Raw genomic sequence first — 23,411 nt, 5'->3', positions numbered from 1 at the left:
GAATTTCAGCTTAGCCCACGACCGTATACCTAGCGCCAGCCTATTCATGTATTCGTAGCTGTACAATCCCTAAATCTGATACCTTTACGTCGGGTTATATTCAGAAATCATCATGAAAATCTGGCGGCTATTACCATTCCTATTTATTTGTCACCTAGGTTTGGCACAAACTTCCGATCAGGAGTTAAGCGATGATCCGGTGTTTACTACTATACTGAAACGTCGGCTCAAGTATCCGCGCGATGCCGAGTGGGTGGGTAAATACATGCGAATTTTTGCCGGATTTACTGTTGGCGATAAAGGCCGCGTTCAGAATATAACCATCCTGAATCAAAGCCCTACAGGAGCTCATCTGGGCTTTGAACCTATGGTTTTAGCTGCATTAAAAAAATTACCGTCGCTCAATCTACGGTATATAGGTAGTTATATTCTTCCGGTATCGTTCATCTATGTCGATTACCGTCATAAGGATCAACCATACATTCCCAAGAACACATTGTTCGTTGATGACTTGAAGGGCCGGGTCATTCTGAAAGAAATCAATGTATTTGGCAGTAGTGTAAACAGTCGGGAACGAGTACTTGCTGCTGATAAGAACCAGTCTTACTAACAACTCTTGCTTGTAAAACGGGGTCTTATCGGCAGCTTTATGAACTTCTATCTCTTCTTTCGCAAAAAATTGCGTATTTGTAGCGACAGTTTTCATCAGCACTATGATTACTTCCTCCGAAATGACGATTAAGCCGGCCATTCAGGAAAAGTTCGAGCACCTCTGGCATCTGGTGGGTAACACGCCCATGCTGGAGCTTTTTTATACCTACCAAGGCCAGCCCCGTTCCCTCTACGTGAAATGCGAGCATTACAACCTGACCGGTAGCATGAAAGACCGTATGGCCTTGCACGTATTGCATCAGGCGTATCGTCAGGGGCATATCCAACCCGGCGACCGGATTATTGAAGCCACCAGCGGTAGTTCGGGCATTGCGTTTTCGGCCGTTGGGCGGGCGCTGGGGCACCCGGTTACCATCATCATGCCTGCCGGTATCAGTCAGGAACGCATCGATATTATCCGAAGTCTGGGTGCCGATATTATTCTGTTTACAAAAGAAGAGGGTGGTTTTCTGGGCGCTATCCGACGATCGGAAGAAATGGCAGCTGCCGACTCGCATGTATTTTTGCCCCGTCAGTTTGCCAATCAATACAATGCTGAAGCCCACCGGCTCACTACGGGTAAAGAAATCTGGCTCCAGCTTCAGGGAGTCGATATTACGCCCGATGCCTTTGTGGCTGGCGTCGGAACGGGTGGCACGGTCATGGGTGTAGGGCGGTATCTGAAGTCGCGCAAACCCGATATTCGCGTCCACCCACTCGAACCAGCCGAATCGCCCACGTTATCGGTCGGGCACAAAACCGGCTCACACCGTATTCAGGGCTTTTTCGATGAATTTATTCCCGACATCCTGAAGCTAAACGAACTTGACCCAGTAGTTCAGGCCAGCGACGGCGACTCGATTCTGGTAGCCCAAAAATTAGCCTTACAGTTGGGCGTGGCCGTCGGGATTTCGTCGGGAGCCAATCTGATTGGAGCCATCAATTTACAGGCCGAGATGGGCTCCGAAGCACGGGTTGTCACGATCCTCTGCGACAGCAATAAGAAATACCTAAGCACCGATCTGGTCAAAGAAGAACCCATTAAGCCGGGTTATATAGCCCCCTATATCGAATTTACTGACTACCGCCCAATCAGCCGCTTGCTAGTCGGCCGTCCGGGTATATTCTGATCTATTTTGCGTTCTTTCTACCATAAGGTGTACACACGTACCGAAGTAAAGACTTTCGTTGCTTGAATCACTCAGGAACGTAAGCCCACATGCGTTACTAACTGACTCACAACCTCCGTAATCACTTCGTCCAGTTTTGTAATTAAGTTTTCCAATTGTAAAGAAGCCTGGTAGGTTTCCGCATTTTTATCCATGTCTTTCAGCACATCGGTTATAGAATGAATGCCAAGTGTCGCCACCGAAGGGTGCAACCGATGAGCAACCTGGCCAACTTTTTTGAAGTCGTTTGCCTGATACGCTGTTTTAATCTCTTCCAGCCCTGCAGGTGCCAGATCAATAAACATGGTAACCATTTCCAAAACAAATTCTTCATCGCCCTGAGCAATGGATCGCAGTTCTGCCAGGTCAAATAAGCTATCCTGCTTTTGAGCTTTGGCATGGGGCGTCGGGATGTACTCGTCTTTCCCCAACCATTTTGTTACGACAGTCAGCAGACTTGACTCATCGAACGGTTTGGCCAGATAATCGTTCATACCAGCCTTCAGAAACTTTTCGCGGTCGCCCGGTATGGCCAGGGCTGTCAAAGCAATAATTGGCAATTGGTTCTCTAAGGTTGCCCGAATCTCGCGGGTGGCTTCCAGGCCATCCATAACCGGCATCTGAACATCCATCAAAACAAGGTCGTAAGGCTGCTGTTCGAGTTTTTCAATCGCTTCGAGCCCTTGCCGTGCCTCCCCTATCACGGCCCCATAATTTTTGAGGATGGTAGCTGCCACTAGCCGGTTCATTTCGTTATCGTCCACCACCAGAATCTGACTTCCCGAAAGCAAATCGGTATTGATTTGTTCCTGCTGTTTTTGCGGCAAATGCCAGGATTCGCCTTTCCGAAAAGGAATAGTAAATGTCACACAGGTACCTGCTTCTTTTTGGCTTTCTACCCGTATCTGCCCCCCCATTAGTTCAACCAGATTCTTGCAGATACTCATACCGAGTCCCGTCCCGCCAAAACGGCGGCTGATTGAAGCGTCCTCCTGGCTGAAGGTTTGGAAAATCGTTTGGACAAACTCTTCATCCATACCAACACCGGTATCCTGTACTGTTGCCCGAATGGTTTGCTGTGTATCCTCTCCATCAATAACCTGACACCGTATATCGACCCCACCTTTATCTGTAAACTTAATCGCGTTCGAAATCAGGTTAAGAAATATTTGTGTTAGCCGGTAAGGGTCGCCTATTAAAACGGGTGCAATTCGGTCATCGAAAAATGAATTCGTAAATAACAATCCTTTTTCTTCGGCCCGGTGACTCATAATTTGCATCACCTTCTTAATAACCTGATGAGGCTCAAAGCCAATCTGTTCGATGGTCAGTTTACCGGCTTCGATTTTTGATAGATCGAGGATATCGTCGATGATAACCAGAAGGTTATCAGAAGCCGATTGGATCGTGTTAAGATAAAATAGCTGCTGATCGGTTAGCGGGGTCTTTTTGAGTTGATTGCTCATTCCCATAATGGCGTTCATGGGTGTTCTGATTTCATGGCTCATGTTGGCCAGAAACAGTTCTTTTGAGCGAGTTGATTCTTCGGCAACTTCCTTGGCGCGTTTGAGCGCGATTTCCAACTCTTTCTGATGAGTAATATCAATGTGCGTACCAATGATTTTTAACGGTTTTCCGGCGTCATCCTGCTCTATGACTACGCCCCGATCCAGTACCCAATTAATTGATCCGTCTTTATGAATGACCCGGTATTCAATCGAATGGCGGGTCAATACGCCTGCTCTATACTGTCGGTCATTTCCTTCCAGTAAATGCCGATCGGTCGGATGAACCTGACGCCACCATAAACTGGCGAGATCGGTTGACTGGTCGATTGGAAAGCCTAATAACTTGTTCGTTGGATTGGAAAAGTAGGTTTTCTGGGTGCGAAAATCATGCTCCCAATAATTATCGCCAACGTTTGTTAACGCCATCCGCAACTTTTCTTCATATTCTTTGAGCTGTCGCTGCACAATTTTTTCCTGGGAAATGTCTTCCACCATTAAAAAATAATGCGTAATTGTCTGCTCTCTGTCGGTAATGGGTTGACCACTTATGCGCGCCCAAAACCAGCTTTTATCCTGCCTGTAATAAACCCCTTCATGGCTAAAGCTTTCTCCGTTTTTAAACGCTTTGTCCATAAAAGCCTGATCCGTGGTATCCGTATGAGGCCCCCGGCACAACTCAAGCAGGGACTTACCTACAACCTGATCAACACCACATTGAGTGAGCTTTTGAAAGCCATCGTTCGACCAGAAAATTTTATTGTCCAGGCCGACGAAGATGATCCCGTTTTTATTGGCACTGGCCACGAGCGATAGTTTTTCCAGCTCGGATTCATTCTTTTTACGTTCAGATATGTCCCGGATAAACGAACAGAAGAATTCATCATCCCCCTGCTTTAAGGGAATGATGTATAACTCAATAGGAAATGTTTTTTGGCTACGATTTATGGCCGATAGCTCTAGTTGTTTGCCCAGCACAACACCTCTCTTCGTTTTTACATAGTCTTGTAAACCCCGTTCATGACCACTCCGATGGACAGCCGGAATAATGAGGTCGGCTAATTTCTGGCCAAGTACCTCCTGGCTTGTCCATCCAAATATTTTTTCGGCCTGGGGATTCCAGAATGTAATAACTCCTTCAATGTCAATCGTAATTATAGCGTCTAAAGCCCCATTCATAATCAGGCGGCTTTTCAACTCACTCTGCTCAAGGGCATCACGGCTCTTCTTCTGTTCGGTTATGTTGGTATAACTCCAGAGATGGCCTTTGTAATTTTCTTCAAGAAATATGGGGATATAATCTCGTTGGTAAATACTACCATTTGCCAGTTCCAGAATTTCGCCCCGAACCAGCTTTTTCTCAGCCAGAATGGTATTAATACGATGAACAAACCAATCGGGGTCTTTGAACAGGTGTTTAGACGCTTCGGCTGCATTGGTACAGTCGACGCCCTGGAGCGACTCGGGCGATGCAGGTATGGCAAATAAATCGCAAAAAACCTGGTTGGTAAAGACAACAGCCCGATTTTCGTCCTCTACCAGAACCCCATTCTCCATATTGGTGATCAGGGAGGTGAATATCTTCTCGGCATTTTTTCGTTTGTTGATTTGCTGATGAAGCAACCGGGCTATTGCCAATAAATCGTTGGAGTCTGTCTGGATTTCCGATCCACTGATCGTGTTAACAGCTTCTTCCAGCTTTTGAACGGAAAGTTTCTTTACTTCCAGCTCACGTTTTAATCGGGTGTGTAGCTCAATATAGTCTTTTTCACTAATAGCAAAGGCTCGTTCGGTTAATTCACGGTCCCGTTCATAGGCAAGGTATGAATGCTGAACAGACTCCAGGAATTTGGCCATCTCGGGCCGCTGCTGAAGCTCCAGGGGTAAATAGCGGTTAATCTGACGTACAAGCAACTGAGAATACTCCATACGGTGAGGTTAATTAATATGGAGAACTGATTGACCAGAAATCAAAGCTACCCATCGACAAAAAGGACCTGACCTTCAGTCCAGATAAGCCATTTAAATGTCATCAATTCTGCCAGCCATCCAGAAAACTTCAAATACTCTATATAGACTGTATTTTTTAAAAAAAGGTCAGGTAATCAGCCAGTTGAAGCGCGTCATTACAGGAATATTTATACATATTATGAGATAGATTACAAATATTACTTTATAAAGGGTAGCTCTCATAGAACGTTGATCATAAACTCTGCTGAAATCGATCAGTCAGGGCACATTACCAGGCGCTATTTGATGGCCTGTGCTACAGCGTACGCAGGCTTATCTCTGATAAGTTGAGTAGGTTTTCAGAAAAGTTTTACGCATTCTCCTTCCTTTCTGTTGATTGGGAATACGAAACGTTGGGGGCGCCACCTCCGTTAGAAGCTACGGCTTAACATCTACTATTTAACCGACAAGTTAAAGCTCAACTTGTTACCAACAATACCATAAGCTAAATTAGCATACATTCTTTAAGCCTATCAAGGCTTTAGTAGTAAATAAATACAACACAAAAAGCGTCTCTGGGTAATTCCAGAGACGCTTTTTGTGTTGTTAGAATCAATTATTATTTCAGCGAGATAACCCGGCTAGGGGCGGTAGGTTGCTGAGTAGATACGGTTACGGTATGGGTCGTTACCTCACTACCATTCGAAATCTCAACCTGATACACACCGTCGGGTAATTCATTTACGCTTAAACGGCTACGGTATGTATTTTCATTTTTGCCGAGGTGGTAGCTATATAGCACCTGACCGTTGTTGTTTTTCAACTTAATGTCGGCTGTGCTGCCTTTCTGTTTATCAAGCGCGATGCTAATTTTACCACTGTTGGTCGTATAAACCGCCGACTGATATGAAGCCGTTTTATCGGGGTTACTACCGGGGTTGGTTTCAGCAAAGGTAGCAGCCGATGTAACGATACCCAGGGTAAGAGCGAAAGCGAAGGATTTGATGAGCGTTTTCATTGTAGTATGTTGTTTATGTTATTGTTCGAAGCAGGTCGGGTTCTGTCCCGATTTGTTGCACCAAAGTTATAGGCAGTAGATGGTACTATGCATAACAAACTACCGGAACGGTTGCCGAATTGGATGAATGGTCGGAAATGCAGGACGACTGAGCGAATGGTATCGCTTTAAATCGGCTGAGTTAACAAAGAGCCTGTTCAACCGTTTATCCTTTCAGGCTGGAAGCGTTACTACCTTAAAAATAGCTCCTAAAAAAGTCTGCAATCCGGGAAACGTGTTGCCTCATTTTCCGGTTGAAAAAGTACCCATATCCTTTGCATAAAAGTGATCACATCACATCGTTTATGAATTTAGTACAGCGATACCAGCAGGTACGGGCGCGTAGCGAAGCCATTTGCCAGGGGCTGCACGCCGAAGATTTTGTCGTTCAACCCGTTGTGGATGTTAGCCCGCCCAAATGGCATTTAGGCCACACTACCTGGTTTTGGGAAACGTTTGTGTTGCTTCCTAACGCGGCAGGTTACTCGGTGTTCAATAGCCAGTACAATTACGTCTTCAACAGTTACTATGAAACTGTTGGTGCACGGGTTGTTCGTACAGATCGTGGGAACCTCTCCCGGCCTTCGGTAGCGGATGTGCAGGCGTACCGATCCTACGTCGATACCGCCATGATTCATTTTCTAACCGAACAGCGCCCCTTGTCAGACGCCTTACAAGCCACCATCCAGCTTGGACTAAATCATGAGGAGCAGCATCAGGAACTATTAATTACCGATATTAAATACATACTGGGCAACAATCCATTGCTTCCCGCTTATCCAACGGAGTATCCGAAACCCGATGTGCCTACGATTACGACTGAATCCTGGGTTAGTCTCTCAGAAGGTGTTTATGAAATCGGGGCTACTGGGGAGGGTTTTTGTTTCGATAATGAATTAAACCGTCATAAAGTGTATCTGGCTCCCTATCAGATTCGTCAGGAACTGGTTAGCAATCAGGAGTATCTGGATTTTATCCGGGCAGATGGGTATCAGGATTTTCGCAACTGGCACGCCGAAGGTTGGGAGTGGGTCAAATCCAATGCAGTGAAAGCTCCTCTGTATTGGCATCAATTAGACAATGAATGGTATCAGTATACATCCAACGGCCTTACACCCCTGATTAAGAATCAGCCGGTTTGCCACATCAGCTATTACGAAGCCTGGGCGTATGCGCAATGGCGGGGTGTTCGCCTGCCCACCGAAGCCGAATGGGAAGTAGCGCAGACCCGAATAGAGTGGGGCGCCCGTTGGGAATGGACCGAAAGTGCCTACCTGCCTTACCCTGGTTTCACGAAAGCCGAGGGAGCCATCGGTGAATACAACGGTAAATTCATGGTCAATCAGATGGTACTTCGGGGCGCTTCCGAAGCGACTACACCCGGACATAGCCGACCTACTTATCGAAATTTTTTCCACGCACCTTTACGTTGGCAATTCACAGGCATTCGCTTGGCCCGGTCCTGTTGATCAACGTAATCGGTCATTTTTATAAGCTCAACGCTTCGGAACGGGCATCCTGACAACGCCCGACACGTTTTGAAAGATATGAACGAAACACTTGTGGCTAGTACGTTCCGGCAGGATGTGCTCAAGGGGCTGAGCGCTCCTCACAAATACCTTCTGTCAAAATACTTTTATGATGCCAAGGGGGATGCGTTGTTTCAGCAGATTATGCGTTGCCCAGAGTATTACCTGACCCGAGCAGAAGCTGAAATTCTCGTGCTACAAAGTTCGCAAATCCTGCAACGCTGCCTGGATGTTGACCATCCATTTGACATCGTTGAACTGGGCGCGGGTGATGGCTCCAAAACGATCTTTCTACTAAAAGAAGCCCTGCGAATGAACGGTAGCCAGCAGTATTACCCAATCGACATTTCGCCCGATATTCTTTCGTATCTGAAACAAACACTTACCCCCAAGCTCCCCGGCATGCAGATCAGTAGCCTGGCCGGTGAGTATTTTACCCAACTGGAGCAACTACAAACGATTTCGGACCAGCCCAAACTGGTGTTGTTTTTAGGGGCAACCGTTGGTAACATGCTTCCCGATGAAGCACTCCAGTTTTTTCAGCAGCTCAAATCGTTTTTACGAGAGGGCGACCATTTACTCGTTGGCTTCGATCTCAAGAAGAACCCTCAAACGATACTGAATGCCTATAACGATGCGGGCGGCCTAACCAAGGCATTCAATCTTAATCTGTTGCATCGCATCAACCGGGAGTTGGGAGCTGATTTTAACCCCGATCAGTTTACCCACTATCCGATGTACGACCCTATAGCGGGCAGTTGCAAAAGTTACCTGATCAGCCGATGTGCGCAACAGGTAACTTTCGACAACGGCACAGTAATCAAGTTTGACTGGGATGAGCCGATCTATATGGAAGTATCTCAGAAATACAGCCTAGCGGACATTCACCAACTGGCGTTACAAGCAGGATTTAAACAGGTCGACGCTTTTTTTGACTGCCGACATCAATTTACCGATGTCCTATGGCGCGTACCCAATTCCGAATTATTACCGGGTCAATAACCCTGCATCCAGCACAAATTGAGCGCCTGTAACATAACGGGCTTTGTCGGATGCCAGATAGAGTACCATCGCCGATACATCTTCAGGTTCCACCCAGGGAACAGGTAACAGATTACCCGCCGACCGTTCGGCAATTTCCTGCGTGGTAGTGCCTTCCAGCGCGGCCAGACCGTCGTTCATGGGCGTATTTACACCGGTCGGATGAATGGAATTAACCCGAATGCTATGCGGAGCGAGTTCAATAGCCCAGGATTTGGTTAGCCCTACCAGCCCCCATTTCGATGCTGCATAATGACTCAGCCGATTCATACCGCGCAGGCCCGCAATCGATGAATTATTAATAATAACCCCTGATTGCTGCCGAATCATTACCGGAATAACCCGACGAGCGACTAGCCAGGCCCCTTTCAGGTTAATGTCGATCATGGCATCCCACTCGTCTTCTGGTAGTTCATGGGCAAGGCCATAGGCGCAAATACCAGCGTTGTTGAACAGAATGTCGATTCGGCCAAATCGAGCGACGGCCGCATCGACGGCATGAACAATATCCTCATCGCGTCGAACATCGCCCTGGGCAGTCATACATTGAGAACCCAGCGTTTCTACTTCTCGTTTCAGACCATCCAGCTCACTTTCCGAGCCGAGCGCATAGCCCGGATACGCCATCGGTTTAGCCAGATCGAAGGCCACAATGCTAGCGCCTTCGCCAGCCAGCGCCAGAGCTACGGCCCTTCCCTGTCCGTGAGCCGCTCCGGTAATAAATGCCACTTTATTCTGAAAATCAGCCATCAGGATTGCGCATGAATGGGGCCGGTCAACGGCAGATAAGGATATAGATACTCGTCGATGTTCACTTCCAGCACATTGTTGAATACGTTGGTCGCAATCATCTGGCCCGCAAAAGCAACCAAAATCACCTGTTGGGACTCGGAATAATGTTCGCCCATTGGCGCATACAGTTCGTCGGCAATAGTGCCTTTGTTTTGAGCAATCGCACTGCCAAAGTCAATCACCGCCTGTTCATGAGCTGTCAGCGTGAGATTTTCGGGCTGCTCACCATTATCGATAATGATCCGGCGGAAAAACGTCGTACACAACGGGCAGTTAGACCCTTCGGAGATGGCATGGGCATAGAGATAGGCCAGGCGAGGGCCAAGAATTTTCTTGACCTCTTCGTAGAGCGGATACCATTGCATATACACCTGAAACGCCAGCAATGAACGTCCTAGCGTGGCTTTCATATTCGTAATGCGGCTACCCGGATAGTCGCTAACGTGTGCATCAAAAGCCTCCTGAACGTCGGGAGTTGCTTCTGTTGCGGGCAAGGGGGTAATTCGGGGCATACACTAGCTGGTTAAGATACAGAACAGACCTGAGATGTTTTTACAATCGACTCAACCGTTCGGCGGCTTCCTGAAGAATAGCATCGTCTTTAGCGAAGCAGAACCGGAGTATTTTATAATCATTCTTCTGATGGTAAAACACTGAAACCGGAATGGCAGCAACCCGAATCTCTTTCGTGAGCCGAATAGCTAATTCATAATCCGACTCGTCGGTGATGGCTTTATAAGAAACCGTCTGAAAAAAGCTGCCTTCGGCGGGGGTACACGTAAAGCGGGAGCCTTTCAATCCATCCAGAAATACATCGCGTTTCCGTTGGTAAAAGTCGGGGAGTTGCTGATAATGAGTCGGATTTTGCAGGTAATCAGCCAGTGCATACTGAATCGGCGTAACTGTACTGAATGTCAGATACTGGTGAATCTTCCTAAACTCTGTGGTCAGTTCAGCCGGTGCCAGGCAGTAGCCGATTTTCCAACCCGTAATGTGAAATGTTTTCCCAAATGAGCCAACCACAAACGTACGTTCCTGAAGCTCAGGGTGGGTCATGAGCGAGTGATGCGTCCGGCCATCGAACAGGATGTGTTCGTATACCTCGTCGCTCATGAGCCAGATAGGGCGGTCGCGAATCAGCTCGGCCAGTTGATTCAGGTCATCAGTTGTCCAGGTATAGCCGGTTGGGTTATGGGGAGTATTGACCAGAACCATCCGGGTTTTAGCCGTTATCTTCTGACGAACTACTTCCCAGTCAACCGCATATTGAGGTGGAGTGAGGGTTACGTATACGGGTACGCCCCCGTTGAGTTCAATGGCCGGTACATAACTATCGTAAGCGGGTTCCAAAACGATCACCTCGTCGCCCGGACGAACAACGGATGCGATAGCCGCAAAAATGGCTTCGGTTGCACCCGACGTGACGGTAATCTCGGTATCAGGATTATAAGCTACTTTATACTGCTCGAAGGTTTTTTGGGCCAGTGCTTCTCGTAATGCCGGCACACCCGTCATGGGTGCATACTGGTTGAACCCTTTCCGCATATAAGTTTCCACCAGCCCAACCAATTCGGGGGAGCAATCGAAACCCGGAAACCCCTGCGACAAATTGATGGCTCCTACCTCAGAAGCCAGCTTCGACATGACCGTAAAAATCGTGGTGCCTACATTAGGAAGCTTGGAGGTCAAACGCGGTGCAATAGATGAATGCATAGGTACGAATCGGTCAGTACGACAACAGACCTGTTAACGAAATCTTGTCAATATACGGCTCTAATTCATTTGTATGATCCAGAACACGCAGCAATTCGATATCGTATCGTCGCTGACAAATCCACATTTCAACAAAAAATACATTGACCGCATACAAATGCAGCCAGAATCCGGGAATTCGACGTGCTTCGATCAGCTTTCCCTGCCGCCAGATCAGGTTTAACTGGTCTTCATAAGGCAGTTGGTGAAAGAATGCAGCCCCCTCATGGTTTTGTCCCATATACATACAAAGTCTCCAGCGAATGTTCGGGTTGATCAATGCGTTTCATAAGACGTTTCGTTTACCGTACGAACGACATGGGCAATGGCCTTCAAATCGAGTGACTGATCGAAATTGTCATCCAGAAAATGGTAGGCAATCTGGCGGTCAGGCCCAATTACATACAAGGCCGGGGTAAATGCTTCTTCCGAAATGCCCGAAATACGCTCCCAAACCGGATCATCCTCGCTATATACCCCGAACCGCTGTGCTACAGCCGATTCGGCATCGAAGGCTACCCGAAAGTCCAGGTCTGGTATCTGACGAGCTAGTACTTTAGGTGATTCATTGGAAAACACCACCAATTCGGCATCTTCACTCAATAATCGCTGATGGAGCCGAACCAGCGACTCAAGATAGGGCTTGGCATACCGCCCCCAGCAGGGGCAATAAAAGCTGACAATCAGCGGACGCGTGCCCACCAGATCGAAAATTGATGTAGCCTGCTCGGTCGGTTTCTGACCAAATACCGAAACACGCCAATCGCTGGCTGCGCCGGTCAGGCTAAAGAAGGGCGCCAGATCGCCCGTCAGCAATGGGCGTTTACGGGCCGTTCTCGGGCGGTTGAGCGCACTGGTTACGCTGCGGATGTGGCCTAGTTCGTTTTCAAATTCAAGAGTCATCGCTGTCGTTATGTTAGGTTATTAAGCTGTGAGCTGTATAGTCAATTATGAAATGGCCTGTTGTCCATAGATCAGACGCAGGTATCGTTTTTGCACCAGGGAGAAGTAGGCCCATAACGATAGAGCACCAATGTAGGCTAGTACAATCAGCATCGGATCGCCCAGTACAGCATATAGGCCCAGCCACAATATGGCCACCCGCCCGATTTCGAGGTAAAGAACCCACTGACGCTGTTCAAGCAGTGCCCCGCAGTTGATCAGAGTCAGTAGAATAAACAGGGCTGTCAGACACTGAAGGTGTCCCGGTACGGAGGCTTCGAAAAGCAGAAAAACAAACAGTATAAGCAGCGCACCGGCCAGTTGCCCAACCACATATCCGCGAAACCGTCGACTTTTTTGGTTTACAGCCGAACGACTCACCGCATCGGTCGCTAAAAACCGTTCTTCCAGTTCGGCCCGAATGCCTGGGTCGATCAAATCGGGCCGTCCAAAAATGATTTTTAGTTTTGCCGACCAGCCCGTTGCGCGGTAAGCAGCCACAAACACTTCGAGCAAGCCGTGAAAATGCTGCCACAAAAAGCTATGGCTATCCAGTGGCTTAGTCAGTCCATACACGGGTTCTGCCTTCTCTTCAATAAAAGTACCAAAGAGCTTATCCCAGATAATCAGCACATCGCCATAGTTTTTATCCAGGTATTCGGGATTACTGGCATGATGAACCCGATGGTGTGAAGGGGTCACGAATACATGTTCGAGCCAACCCAGTTTGCCAATTGTACGGGTATGAACAAAAAAAGGATATAGTCCATGTACCAGTAAAATAATCGTGATCATTTCGGCCGGAAACCCAATTATGGGCAAAACAGACCAGAACAGCGTACGAACAGCCGCCTGAAACACCGTAATCCGGGCCGAAACGGTATAATTAAAATCGTCGCTCTGGTGATGCACGACATGTACGGCCCAAAATACATTCATCTCATGCGCCAGCCGATGGTACCAGTACCACACAAAATCCGTCGCAATCAATAGGCCGATCCAGGTCCAGATACTGGCCTGAATATCGAACAGGGCGTAATGTCGGTGCAGGTAATCATACACAAAGTAGAATAGCCCAACCGTAAAGCTATCGAGTAACCGCTCGGCAATACCCACGTTCAGATTAGCTACCGAATTCGTAAACCGGAAATAGTTCTTTTTCTGAATCTTTGATACAAGGTATTCCAGACCTATAAAAAACAGGAACAGCGGGATGGCAAAAGCAAGCCAATTCATGGTTGTAATCATTTATCGTCAATGATGAGTCGATGCTACCACAACTCGCCCGAGCAGAAACGTTATTTAAGAATTTTTGCGCCTAGAACATGGTAAAACGGCGTTTTACTGGCGGCATGTTTTGGCTGATAATCACCCGTAATGATGGGAATGTACATCACCCGACGTCGGCTTTCGGCCCCCAGCTTCGGCGACTGCTCGACCCGGTGCCAGAGGCTACCATTATGGATGGTCAAGTCACCTGCTTCAATATCAAATCCAACTTCGCGTCGGTCGGGTCGATGATCAATAAATTGCCGTTTACGGAAGAGCGTCATCAGGGTATTTTGCCGATGCGTACCCGGTAAAACCCGTAATCCGCCATTGCTTTGGGGGCAATCGTCCAGATGAAGGCCCACATTCAGCATGGGCCGGATTCGGTGACCCAGAAACAGATCGCGCGGACTATCGGTATGCCAGCCCATTCTGGAAAAATTACTCTCCGGAGTACGAACGTAATGATTCACCACCAGGCCATCCTTTTCTTCTTCGCTGATTCGTCCTTCATAGGGTCGCAAAAGCGTTGTCAGTGCCTGCAATTCAGGGCTTTGCAGAAAGGTACTCAATACAGGGCTGAATAAGGAGGCAAAGGCAAACCGTTGCACAATAAGCTGGCCATGTTCATCGCGACCATATTTGATGGGCGTGCCATTTATTTTATCTACTTTCTCGGCAATCCAGTTGGCTTCTATACGCTGCAACGCCTGTATAAAAAGCCGTACGGTATCCCGACTCACAAAATTTTTGATATGGAGGAAGCCATTTTTTGAAAAAGAAGCTACCTGTTCGGCCGTCAGCCCGTCGATTGATTGTGGAGAAATTAGCGGTTCGTTAAGTACCATTGGTGTTCATGTTTTTTGATTCACTATTTAATATATAGAATTAGTATAGTAAATCGATTAATGAAAAGCAAACTGAGTGTTTGCCGAAAAAATTTGGTAAGTAAAAATACTTTATCAAAAACAGAACAGTAAAAAGTGTCTCAATGACATCTTTTGCCTGCAATCTTCATTTCAATTGTTCAGGTCAATGAATTATTTATTGGTTATCAACCGATTGACTAAATGAACTTTCAAACGTAGCCGCTTGCCTATCTCTAATCCTCTTTATTGATAGACAAAGGTGAATAACCAAATTTATAATTCCAAATATTTTTTGAATGATTGCTATGAAGAAAGTAGATAGATCAAATTTAATCCTTTCTTAATGTATAATTTAGAAAGAAAATTTTGTCTTTTTCAAATAATAAACCTACAACCAACTCTCTTATTCTGATGAAACACAGTTTATCAATGAAGGGTGGCACCTGCTGCCTCCTGCTTTGGGTCGCTTTCCTGATTAGTCAGGTAGCCCAGGCTCAGGACCGCCGGGTGACAGGCCGAGTCATTTCGGCAAAGGATCAACAACCTATTCCGGGTGTCAACATTCTGGTGCGGGATTCGCAGTTAGGTACCACGACCGATGGCAACGGAAATTTCGTGCTCAATGTGGGCCCCAACGCTACGCTGGTTTTCAGTGCGATCGGCTTTGCCGGACAAACGCAAGCGATTGGGAATCAGACGCAATTGACCATTACGCTTCAGGAAGCCGAACAGAACCTGGGCGAGGTTGTCGTAACAGCACTGGGGATTAAGAAAGAAGCCAAGCGACTAGGCTATGCCACCGCCACGGTTGCCCCCGACCAAATTACGACGAACCGGACGGTTAACTTTATGAATGCCCTGCAAGGCAAAATTGCCGGGGTTAACATTTCGAGCCTGGGTACAGGCGCAGCCGGTACTAGTAAAATCCGTATTCGCGGTCAATCGTCATTCTCAGGCCAGAACAACCCACTTATCGTTGTCAACGGGGTTCCCATTGACAATACCAACTTTGGACAAAACAACGGTAACGTGGGTGGCGACAACTCAGTGGCCAGTCGCGACCGAAACTATTCCGACGGAGGTGATGGTCTTTCGTCGATCAACCCCGATGACATTGAGGGCATGACGGTTCTGAAAGGAGGCACGGCGGCCGCCCTTTACGGCTCAAGGGCCAAAGACGGTGCCATTCTGATTACAACCAAAACGAGAGGTGCCAGCCAGGGTATTGGTGTTACCTACAATACAAACTTCACCACCGACCGTCCACTCGATTATACTGACTATCAGTACGAGTATGGTCAGGGTGAGTATGGCGTTCGGCCAACAGCCCCCAACCCAACATCGGGCGTTTGGAGTTTCGGCGAAAAATTCGCCGGGCAAACTCAGGTTCTGTTTGGTGGGGTAACGGTTCCCTATGAGCCGGTTCGTAATCGCATCAACAAGTTTTACCGAGACGGCTCAACCTGGACCAACTCGATAGCCGTATCGTCGAGCAGTGAAAAGGGAGGCTTTAACCTGTCTTTATCGAATACGGACAACAAAGGAATTACCCCCAACAACTCATTCAACCGGAAAACACTCAACCTGGGCTTCAGCTACAACCTATCGTCGCGGCTGACCGTAACGGGAACCATGAACTACTCGAACGAGTACAACAAGAACCCACCCCAGATTGCCCAGCAGGACAACAGTACGCCAACGGTCATCTACACCCTGGCCAACTCGATGCCACTCGATGTCCTGGAAGCCAATCAGATCAACCCAGCAACCGGCAATGAGTTCATTTACTCGCGCTTCATGAACCGGACCAATCCCTATTTCGTTCTGAATTACAAGTTCGAAAACATCCGTCGGGATCGTCTGTTCGGTAACGTATCAGCCCGGTATAACGTAACCGACTGGCTGTATGTGCAGGGGCGTGTTGGGCAGGATTACTGGTCGCGCGATCAGGATTATAACTTCCCCACCGGACAGGCTTCCCTAGCCGCAGCTCCGGCCGGTTATGTGAATGGTGCTTACGTACAGGAAGTTCGTCGGTTCCGCGAGTTGAACACCGACTTTCTGATTGGCGCTAATCGTAAATTCGGCTCAATTGGAGTTGACCTTACGCTTGGCGGCAACCAGCTCTACCGCCGGAGCGACCTGAATAGCACGATGGTAACCGATTTCGTCATTCGTGGGTTATACGTACCGCAAAACGGCCGTTTAAAAGATCCTACCTACGGACTTAGCGAGCGAAAAGTTAATTCGCTGTATGGAGCTGCTGAATTTTCGTACAAAGACTTCCTGTATCTGAACGGAACGGTTCGTAACGACTGGTTCTCGACACTGGCTCCGGCTAACCGAAGCATTCTGTATCCATCGGTAACGAGCAGCTTTGTCTTTTCGCAGGCGTTCAATAACCTGCCAGCTTGGCTGAACTTCGGTAAGTTACGGGCAGCTTATGCCGAAGTTGGTAGCGACGGCGACGTATCTCCTTACTCGAACAACCTGTTCTACTCAATCAACTCAGCCACCTTCGCGGGTCAGCCGGTCGGCAACATCACGTCCAGCACCATTCCCAGCTCTACGCTACGCCCAAGCCGCACGGCCGAAACCGAGTTTGGTCTGGAACTGAAGCTGCTCAACAACCGAATCGCCCTCGACATGGCTTACTACAACAAAGTCACCAGCGATCAGATTGTAGCGGCTCAGGCATCGGATGCATCGGGCTACACGACGAAGCTGATCAACAGTGGCGAAAGCCGCAACCGTGGGGTAGAAGTGTTGCTCACCTTATCGCCCGTACGAACCAAGAATTTCTTCTGGGATGTCATTCTGAATGGCTCATATAATGAAACCAAATTGTTGCGCCTTCTAACCGACTCGCCTGGTGAATCGATCGTGGTTGGTAATGGGATTTACGTAGGCGAACTGCGGCAGGTAGTGGGTATGCCCCTGGGTCAATTGTATACGTACGGTTACGCACGCGATGCACAGGGACGTATCATACATGGGGGCGATGGCCAGCCTAATCGTACGGCTACGCCGATCTCGTTTGGTTCGGCTATTCCGAAATATGTTGGCGGTATTACCAATACATTCAACTATAAAGGCATTAACCTGTCGTTTCTGATCGACTTCAAACTGGGTGGTAAAATGATCTCGGGTACAAACCTGAATGCGTTCCGGCATGGTTTACAGAAAGAAACCCTGGTTGGTCGCGGAGAAGCCGACAATAAAATGGTGGGTGTAGGGGTTAACGAAAAAGGTGAAACAAACGCTGTTCGGGCATTTGTACAGGATTACTATTCGGTAGGTCGTACAAAGAGTCTGGGTGAGCAGGTGGTCTACGATGCCGGTTTCTGGAAACTTCGCCAGATCAGCCTCGGTTACGACTTCACGCATTTCTTGCCAAAATCGCTGTTTATCAAAGGCATTCGGGTAAGTGCTATCGCCAACAACGTAGCCATTCTGAAGAAATGGGTGCCAAACATCGATCCTGAACAATTCGGCTTTAGTTCCGATAATCTGGTTGGTCTGGAATCAACAGGTCTGCCCACCACACGCAGTATTGGCTTTAACCTGAACGTTAAATTTTAAACGGGTTACGATCTGCGGTTTTACAGAACTCGGTTACGCAAAGCGGCCTTGTGTCGGCCACCGAAAACAGAAAACCGAATATCGTAAATCGACAACTCTTCTATCATGAAAAAGACATTTCTCTATACACCACTAATCGCGGCCTTGGTTGGCTTGAGTAGCTGCGATAAAGGGTTCGATCAGTTGAATATCAACCCAACGGCGGCTACGTCGTTAAATCCGACGTTTACGTTTAACAACGCTATCATTAATACGGCGTTTCCGGGGTCTACGTTAATTTTTGAAGAGGGCATCGTCCAGCAGATTTTTACCCCTAACTCAGGTATTAATTCGGGCGGAAATTTCAACATCGACAACCGAGGGCCCACGGGCAACAATGGTGGTCTGTGGCGTCAGTATTACCAGAATAATATTCGGTACCTGATTGATGTCATTACTCAAACCAAGTCGGATGCCAATCGGACCAACCTGTACAACATGGTCCGCATCTGGAAAGCGTATTCGTTTATGGTACTTACCGATACCTATGGTGACATCCCGTACACGGAAGCTGGACTTGGGTATCTATCGCAAAACACGACGCCCAAATACGACACGCAGGAGAGCATTTACAACGACATCATTAAGGAGCTAACCGAAGCTTCGGCTGCCCTCGACGCAGCGAAACCTACCGAAGCGGGTGAGGTTATGTATGCCGGTAATATTGCCAAATGGAAGAAGTTTGGCTATTCGGTCTTGCTACGGGCGGGTATGCGTTTGTCGAAAGTGAACCCAACGCTGGCTCAATCCACCGCTCAGAAGGCCATAGCTGGTGGTTTAATGCAGTCGAACGCTGACAATGCGGTCGTGAAGAATGATGCGAACTACAAAAATGGCGTTGGTAATACACTGACATCTACGGAAGCAGCAAACTTTTATCTGACCAAGAATTTTGTCGATTACCTCAAATCGACTTCTGATCCACGGTTGACTTCGATAGCCGTTCGGTACGTCGGTGCTAAAAGTGGTCCCGAACAGACAGCCGCTCGGGCCAGTAAAGACCCAGCCGTCCAGATCGGTATGCCAATGGGCTATGATAACGGTACGATTCCAGCGCGTGTTACGGCCGATGGCCTGGCGAGTTTTTACGATTATTCGCAGCTAGACCGTACGCGAATGGGCAAATTTGACGCCCCCTGCTACCTGGTAACCTATGCACAAACGCAACTGCTGCTGGCCGAAGCCGCTCAACGGGGCTGGACAACCGGAAATCCGGCTGATTTCTATACGGCGGCTGTAACGGCGGATATGCAACGGTTAGGCGATTACGATGCCACTTCACTGGTACCGACTGCTGCTATTACGGCTTATCTGCAACAGAATCCATATGTTGCCGCTACCGGACTGGAGCAAATCAATACTCAGTACTGGATTGCGTCGTTGCTAAACGGCCCCGAAGCGTTTGCCAACTTCCGGCGGAGTGGTTATCCGAAGCTCACCCCCAATCCCTACCCAGGTAAGGAAATCAAAGGGAACTTTATTAACCGCCTTTCCTACCCTGACTCCGAAGCCTCAGTAAATCTGGCGAAGCTAACTGAAGCTATCAACCGACAGGGCCCCGATAATCTGGATACCCGCGTCTGGTGGGATAAACAGTAAAACAAAAAATGAAACGAGGGCGAATGTCCTCGTTTCGCTTTTTAATAGGATACGATTTGCTCATCAACATAGCACCACAACCACCGCTCACCCGGTTCAGCCGATGCAATAACCGGATGCTCTGTCCGGTGAAAATGTTTTGTAGCGTGTTTGTTGGGCGATGAATCGCAGCAGAGCGTAACCCCGCACGTCTGGCAAGTTCGCAGATGAACCCATGAACTCCCTGTTCTGATGCATTCCTCGCAGACATACTCCTGTGCAGTCCGTAATTCGGCCAACGAGGCAATATGATTGCAAATGGTTTGTTTAAGCATAGGATTCTTGACAATGGATCATGAATAATGTGCCTCTGAAGACAGCCGCCCGTTCTTCATTGCTCATTGTCCATTTTTTTAGTTTTCTGCCAGGTATTTATGGACGAAGCTGACCGCCATCGCTCCCTCGCCTACAGCCGATGCCACCCGGTTCATGGCGCCCGACCGAACATCGCCAGCCGCAAAGATGCCTGCACTGCACGTTTCAAGCACATAGGGTTCCCGATCATGTTTCCAGACCTTTTTGAAGTCTGCATAGCGAGCCAGGTCGCGACCCGTGGCGATAAAGCCCCTATCGTCTTTAATGATATTCATCTCAATCCAGTCGGTAAACGGTTTTGTACCGATAAAGATAAATAACCCGGCGGCTGGTACTGTCGTCCGCTCTTTGGAGTTCATATTTTCCAGTACCAGACACTCCAGTTGCTCCTTACCCAATCCTTCAACTACTTCTGTGCAGCCCATCACCCTGATATTTGGCGTATTGGCAATCTGATCGATCAGGTACTGCGACATCGTTTCGGCCAGGTCGGGGCGACGGACACAAATGACCACTTCCGAAGCCGTTCGGGATAAATACATGGCTCCCTGCCCTGCCGAATTGCCACCGCCCACCACATAAACAGGCTTCCCTTTGAATGCATAGGCCTCGGTCGTAGCGGCTCCATAATACACGCCAGCCCCGGTGAACTTGTCCAGGCTTTCATTTTCCAGCTTATGATACGCAACACCCGTACTCAACAGAATGGCCCTTGCCACCACCTCGCTCCCATCCGCCATTTTGATATGCTTGTACTGCTCTCCCTGCGACCTGATGGAAACAACTTCTTGTGGAGCCAGAAATTCGACCCCAAACCGTTGCGCCTGACTGATGGCCCGCCGGGTTAGGTCGGCTCCGCTCAAGCCATTCGGGAAACCTAAGTAATTTTCGATTCGCGAACTAGTTCCGGCTTGCCCTCCTGGTGCCCGCTTGTCGATCAGAATGGTACGCAAACCTTCCGAACCGCCATACACAGCAGCCGCCAAACCTGCCGGGCCAGCACCGATAATAGCCAGATCGTATAAACTCTGGGATGCCTTTGGTTTTAAACCCAGCTTTTCGCCTAAATCGCTCAGCGAAGGTCGCGTTAATGCGGTTCCATCTTCAAGGACTACAACGGGGAGTTGATCGCGGCTTAAGCCATGTAAATCAAGTAATTCCTGTGCCTGAGAATCAACTCCAATATCGAGCCATTGATACGGAAACAGATTGCCCGCCAGAAAATCTTTTAATTCGTGCGACCGAGGGGAAAACTGATACCCAATCAATTTTAGTCCTTCGAAAGCTGGTCGATAATCGGATTGCCAATCATCCAGCAGGTCATCCAATACCGGGTAAAGTTTCTCTTCAGGCGGGTCCCAGGGTTTCGCAATGTAGTAATCCAGTTGCACCTCGTTAATGGCTCGGATAGCCGCTTCGATGTCGGAATAGGCTGTGAGTAACACCCGCTTGGCGTTTGGAAACAACGCACGCGCCTGCGCCAGAAATTCAACGCCGGTCATGTCGGGCATCCGTTGATCCGATAAAAACAGGGCTACTTCTTCGCCTTTTTTCTTCAGATCGGGCAATGATTCCAGCGCTTCGCGGGCCGAACTGGTTGAAAGGATACGGTATTTTTTTCGGTATTGTTTTCGCAGGTCATACTGAATAGCCTGCAATACCTGCTGATCGTCGTCGATGGAGAAAATAATGGGTAGTTTCATGGGTAAAGAGCGAAAGAGTTATCAATGATTGAATTGTTGAGTGATTGAATTGTTGAATGAAAAAGCTTGCGCCAGCTATTCAATCATTCAACAATTCAATCACTCAACAATTCAATCATTGAACAGGTAGGCAAACACAAAACTCGGTCCGGCCCGGTGCCGACTGGACTTTGATGGAGCCGTTGTGATGTTTCACAATGCCCTGCACAATGTCGAGGCCAAGCCCAGTGCCTTTGCCAATTTCTTTGGTTGTAAAAAAAGGTTCGAATATCTTATCCTGAATATCGGTCGGAATCCCGCTGCCGTTATCGATAACTTTGGTGAGCACAAAATCCAGCCCGTTGGCCTGATGGTCGGGCTGGCTGCTGATTTCAATTTGTCCACCCTCAGGTAGCGCATCAATGGCGTTATCGATCAGATTGGTCCATACCTGATTCAGCTCGCCCGGCCAGCCACATACAGCGGGCAGGTGATCAGGTAAGTTAAGATTGACGGTAATGTGCTTACTCTTGACTTTGTGATTCAGGAGCGTAAGCGTGTTCCGAATCCCTTCGGCCAGTTGAACTGATTCTTTACCAGCGCCCCGATCCATATGCGTGTAGTTTTTTATGGAGCCTACCAGCGTGGAAATGCGTCGGGATGCTTCACTGATGTCGAACACCAGATTTTCAGTAACGAGGTTATTAACCAGCCAGTTAACGACTCCGCCCAGGTTCGCTTCGCCAATTTTATCCAGAATCCAGTCCAGATCCGTTACCGAAAAGCAATATTCGACCAGAGGCCCGGCCAGATCCAACGAATCATCAACGCCATGATCATCGAGCCAGTCGGTCAGTTCATCCTCCAGACTACTACGCTCCAGCAAGGTTAGCGGTGCCGACGCGCCTTTAGCCAGACAAGCATCCAGTTTTCCGAAAAAGACCGTGTTGACCGAATCGACCTGCTCATTGGTAAGCCTGAGGTTCATGACAGTTTTGAAGGCCTCTGGCGTTGCCCGCAGGTGCGCTTTGAGTGTTTCAGCCGATCGAACCACTGCCGCAACCGGGTTATTCAGTTCATGAGCCAGCCCCGCCGACAACCGACCAAGTGAAGCCATTTTCTCATTTTGCTGGGTCAGCTTGGTAAAATCTCGCACCCGCGTGGTCATCTGATGGACCAATACTTCGGTAAGTTCATAGCAAGCCCGAATTAATGCCTGAAGATGATCACGATGAAGTTGAAGGATGCGTGAGCCTTTATCCGCAATCAATCGATTCGGAATGCTTTTCATGCGCGAAAATGGCAACACGCCAAGAATGGCATGCTGTTCGTAAACAATCAGTTCATCACCCGATCCATTGGACGCTGCTTCGACCCGGATTCGCCCTTCGAGTAGTAAGATCAAAAACTCTACTGGCTCACCGGGTTTAAATAGAATCGTTTCGTCGGGAAATAGTACGACTTCAGCGCGTTCGATTACCCATTGCAATTGATCGTCAGGTACGGATTCAAACGCTGGAAACTGGCGAAGATTCTCTAACAGAGTCATATTGACTGGCGTTGAGGGCTACACAATAGTACAACTTTTGACAAGTCAGTCAGGTAACGAATTGTTCCTCCGATTGGTTA

General features: G+C 48.3%; 18 protein-coding genes. 6 read left to right on the top strand and 12 right to left on the bottom strand.

Translation table 11 applies throughout. The features are described from left to right. Positions 1 to 160 precede the first annotated feature (160 nt). Positions 161 to 610 (top strand): hypothetical protein, encoded by a 450-nt coding sequence (locus B5M13_RS02270; protein WP_155297164.1) that lies wholly within the window; start codon positions 161 to 163, stop codon positions 608 to 610. 103 nt (positions 611 to 713) lie between these two features. Beyond that, complete coding sequence (locus tag B5M13_RS02265; RefSeq protein ID WP_080054105.1) at positions 714 to 1,781, top strand: PLP-dependent cysteine synthase family protein; 1,068 nt, start codon at positions 714 to 716, stop codon at positions 1,779 to 1,781. A gap of 71 nt (positions 1,782 to 1,852) precedes the next feature. Here the strand turns inward: B5M13_RS02265 and B5M13_RS02260 are convergent, their stop codons facing one another. Then, entirely contained in the window at positions 1,853 to 5,254 is a 3,402-nt protein-coding gene (locus tag B5M13_RS02260; RefSeq protein ID WP_080054104.1) for a PAS domain S-box protein, read from the bottom strand. Between the two features lie 640 nt (positions 5,255 to 5,894). After that, positions 5,895 to 6,293: a PPC domain-containing protein gene (locus B5M13_RS02255; RefSeq protein WP_080054103.1), complete on the bottom strand. Its 399-nt coding sequence runs from the start codon at positions 6,291 to 6,293 to the stop codon at positions 5,895 to 5,897. Between the two features lie 344 nt (positions 6,294 to 6,637). On the opposite strand from B5M13_RS02255, the gene egtB reads away from it, so the two are divergent. Both egtB and B5M13_RS02240 read left to right on the top strand, forming a co-directional pair. Beyond that, positions 6,638 to 7,801: an ergothioneine biosynthesis protein EgtB gene (egtB, locus tag B5M13_RS02245; RefSeq protein ID WP_080054101.1), complete on the top strand. Its 1,164-nt coding sequence runs from the start codon at positions 6,638 to 6,640 to the stop codon at positions 7,799 to 7,801. Between the two features lie 78 nt (positions 7,802 to 7,879). Beyond that, positions 7,880 to 8,863, top strand: a complete 984-nt coding sequence (locus B5M13_RS02240) for an L-histidine N(alpha)-methyltransferase (RefSeq protein WP_080054100.1) — start codon at positions 7,880 to 7,882, stop codon at positions 8,861 to 8,863. Here B5M13_RS02240 and B5M13_RS02235 read toward each other — a convergent pair. The 7 genes from B5M13_RS02235 to B5M13_RS02205 form a co-directional block, all read right to left on the bottom strand. Then, positions 8,849 to 9,652 (bottom strand): mycofactocin-coupled SDR family oxidoreductase, encoded by an 804-nt coding sequence (locus B5M13_RS02235; protein ID WP_080054099.1) that lies wholly within the window; start codon positions 9,650 to 9,652, stop codon positions 8,849 to 8,851. The two genes, B5M13_RS02240 and B5M13_RS02235, sit on opposite strands and share 15 nt — an antisense overlap. Further along, complete coding sequence (locus B5M13_RS02230) at positions 9,652 to 10,206, bottom strand: carboxymuconolactone decarboxylase family protein (RefSeq protein ID WP_080054098.1); 555 nt, start codon at positions 10,204 to 10,206, stop codon at positions 9,652 to 9,654. Before B5M13_RS02230 ends, B5M13_RS02235 begins: the two co-directional genes overlap by 1 nt. A 40-nt stretch (positions 10,207 to 10,246) precedes the next feature. Beyond that, positions 10,247 to 11,407, bottom strand: a complete 1,161-nt coding sequence (locus B5M13_RS02225; RefSeq protein ID WP_080054097.1) for a methionine aminotransferase — start codon at positions 11,405 to 11,407, stop codon at positions 10,247 to 10,249. Positions 11,408 to 11,420: 13 nt separating this feature from the next. Beyond that, positions 11,421 to 11,693: a hypothetical protein gene (locus B5M13_RS02220; protein ID WP_080054096.1), complete on the bottom strand. Its 273-nt coding sequence runs from the start codon at positions 11,691 to 11,693 to the stop codon at positions 11,421 to 11,423. 29 nt (positions 11,694 to 11,722) lie between these two features. Further along, positions 11,723 to 12,349: a redoxin domain-containing protein gene (locus tag B5M13_RS02215; protein WP_080054095.1), complete on the bottom strand. Its 627-nt coding sequence runs from the start codon at positions 12,347 to 12,349 to the stop codon at positions 11,723 to 11,725. Between the two features lie 45 nt (positions 12,350 to 12,394). Continuing rightward, a complete protein-coding gene (locus tag B5M13_RS02210) occupies positions 12,395 to 13,624 on the bottom strand; it encodes a sterol desaturase family protein (RefSeq protein ID WP_080059763.1) in 1,230 nt (409 codons plus the stop codon). Positions 13,625 to 13,686: 62 nt separating this feature from the next. After that, positions 13,687 to 14,505: a phytanoyl-CoA dioxygenase family protein gene (locus B5M13_RS02205; RefSeq protein WP_080054094.1), complete on the bottom strand. Its 819-nt coding sequence runs from the start codon at positions 14,503 to 14,505 to the stop codon at positions 13,687 to 13,689. Between the two features lie 432 nt (positions 14,506 to 14,937). Between B5M13_RS02205 and B5M13_RS02200 the strand changes: the two genes are divergently transcribed. Further along, the gene (locus tag B5M13_RS02200; RefSeq protein WP_080054093.1) at positions 14,938 to 18,108 is read left to right on the top strand and encodes a SusC/RagA family TonB-linked outer membrane protein; all 3,171 of its coding nucleotides are present in this window, start codon (positions 14,938 to 14,940) and stop codon (positions 18,106 to 18,108) included. 105 nt (positions 18,109 to 18,213) lie between these two features. Further along, on the top strand, positions 18,214 to 19,746 hold the full coding sequence (locus B5M13_RS02195) for a SusD/RagB family nutrient-binding outer membrane lipoprotein (RefSeq protein WP_080054092.1): 1,533 nt from the start codon (positions 18,214 to 18,216) through the stop codon (positions 19,744 to 19,746). Between the two features lie 41 nt (positions 19,747 to 19,787). Here B5M13_RS02195 and B5M13_RS02190 read toward each other — a convergent pair whose 3' ends face one another. The 3 genes from B5M13_RS02190 to B5M13_RS02180 all read right to left on the bottom strand — a co-directional run bounded on the left by B5M13_RS02190 (position 19,788) and on the right by B5M13_RS02180 (position 23,331). After that, the gene (locus B5M13_RS02190) at positions 19,788 to 20,060 is read right to left on the bottom strand and encodes a UBP-type zinc finger domain-containing protein (protein ID WP_080054091.1); all 273 of its coding nucleotides are present in this window, start codon (positions 20,058 to 20,060) and stop codon (positions 19,788 to 19,790) included. Between the two features lie 78 nt (positions 20,061 to 20,138). Beyond that, positions 20,139 to 21,803, bottom strand: coding sequence for an FAD-dependent oxidoreductase (locus B5M13_RS02185; protein WP_080054090.1), 1,665 nt, complete (start codon positions 21,801 to 21,803; stop codon positions 20,139 to 20,141). A 115-nt stretch (positions 21,804 to 21,918) separates the two neighbouring features. After that, positions 21,919 to 23,331 carry a sensor histidine kinase gene (locus B5M13_RS02180; RefSeq protein WP_080054089.1) on the bottom strand — a complete coding sequence of 471 codons (1,413 nt, stop codon included), beginning with the start codon at positions 23,329 to 23,331 and terminating at the stop codon, positions 21,919 to 21,921. Positions 23,332 to 23,411 lie beyond the last annotated feature (80 nt).

Source organism: Spirosoma aerolatum (assembly GCF_002056795.1).
Taxonomy (GTDB): domain Bacteria; phylum Bacteroidota; class Bacteroidia; order Cytophagales; family Spirosomataceae; genus Spirosoma; species Spirosoma aerolatum.
Note: the sequence above shows the minus strand (reverse complement) of the source record. Positions and strands in the feature narration are given on the sequence as shown.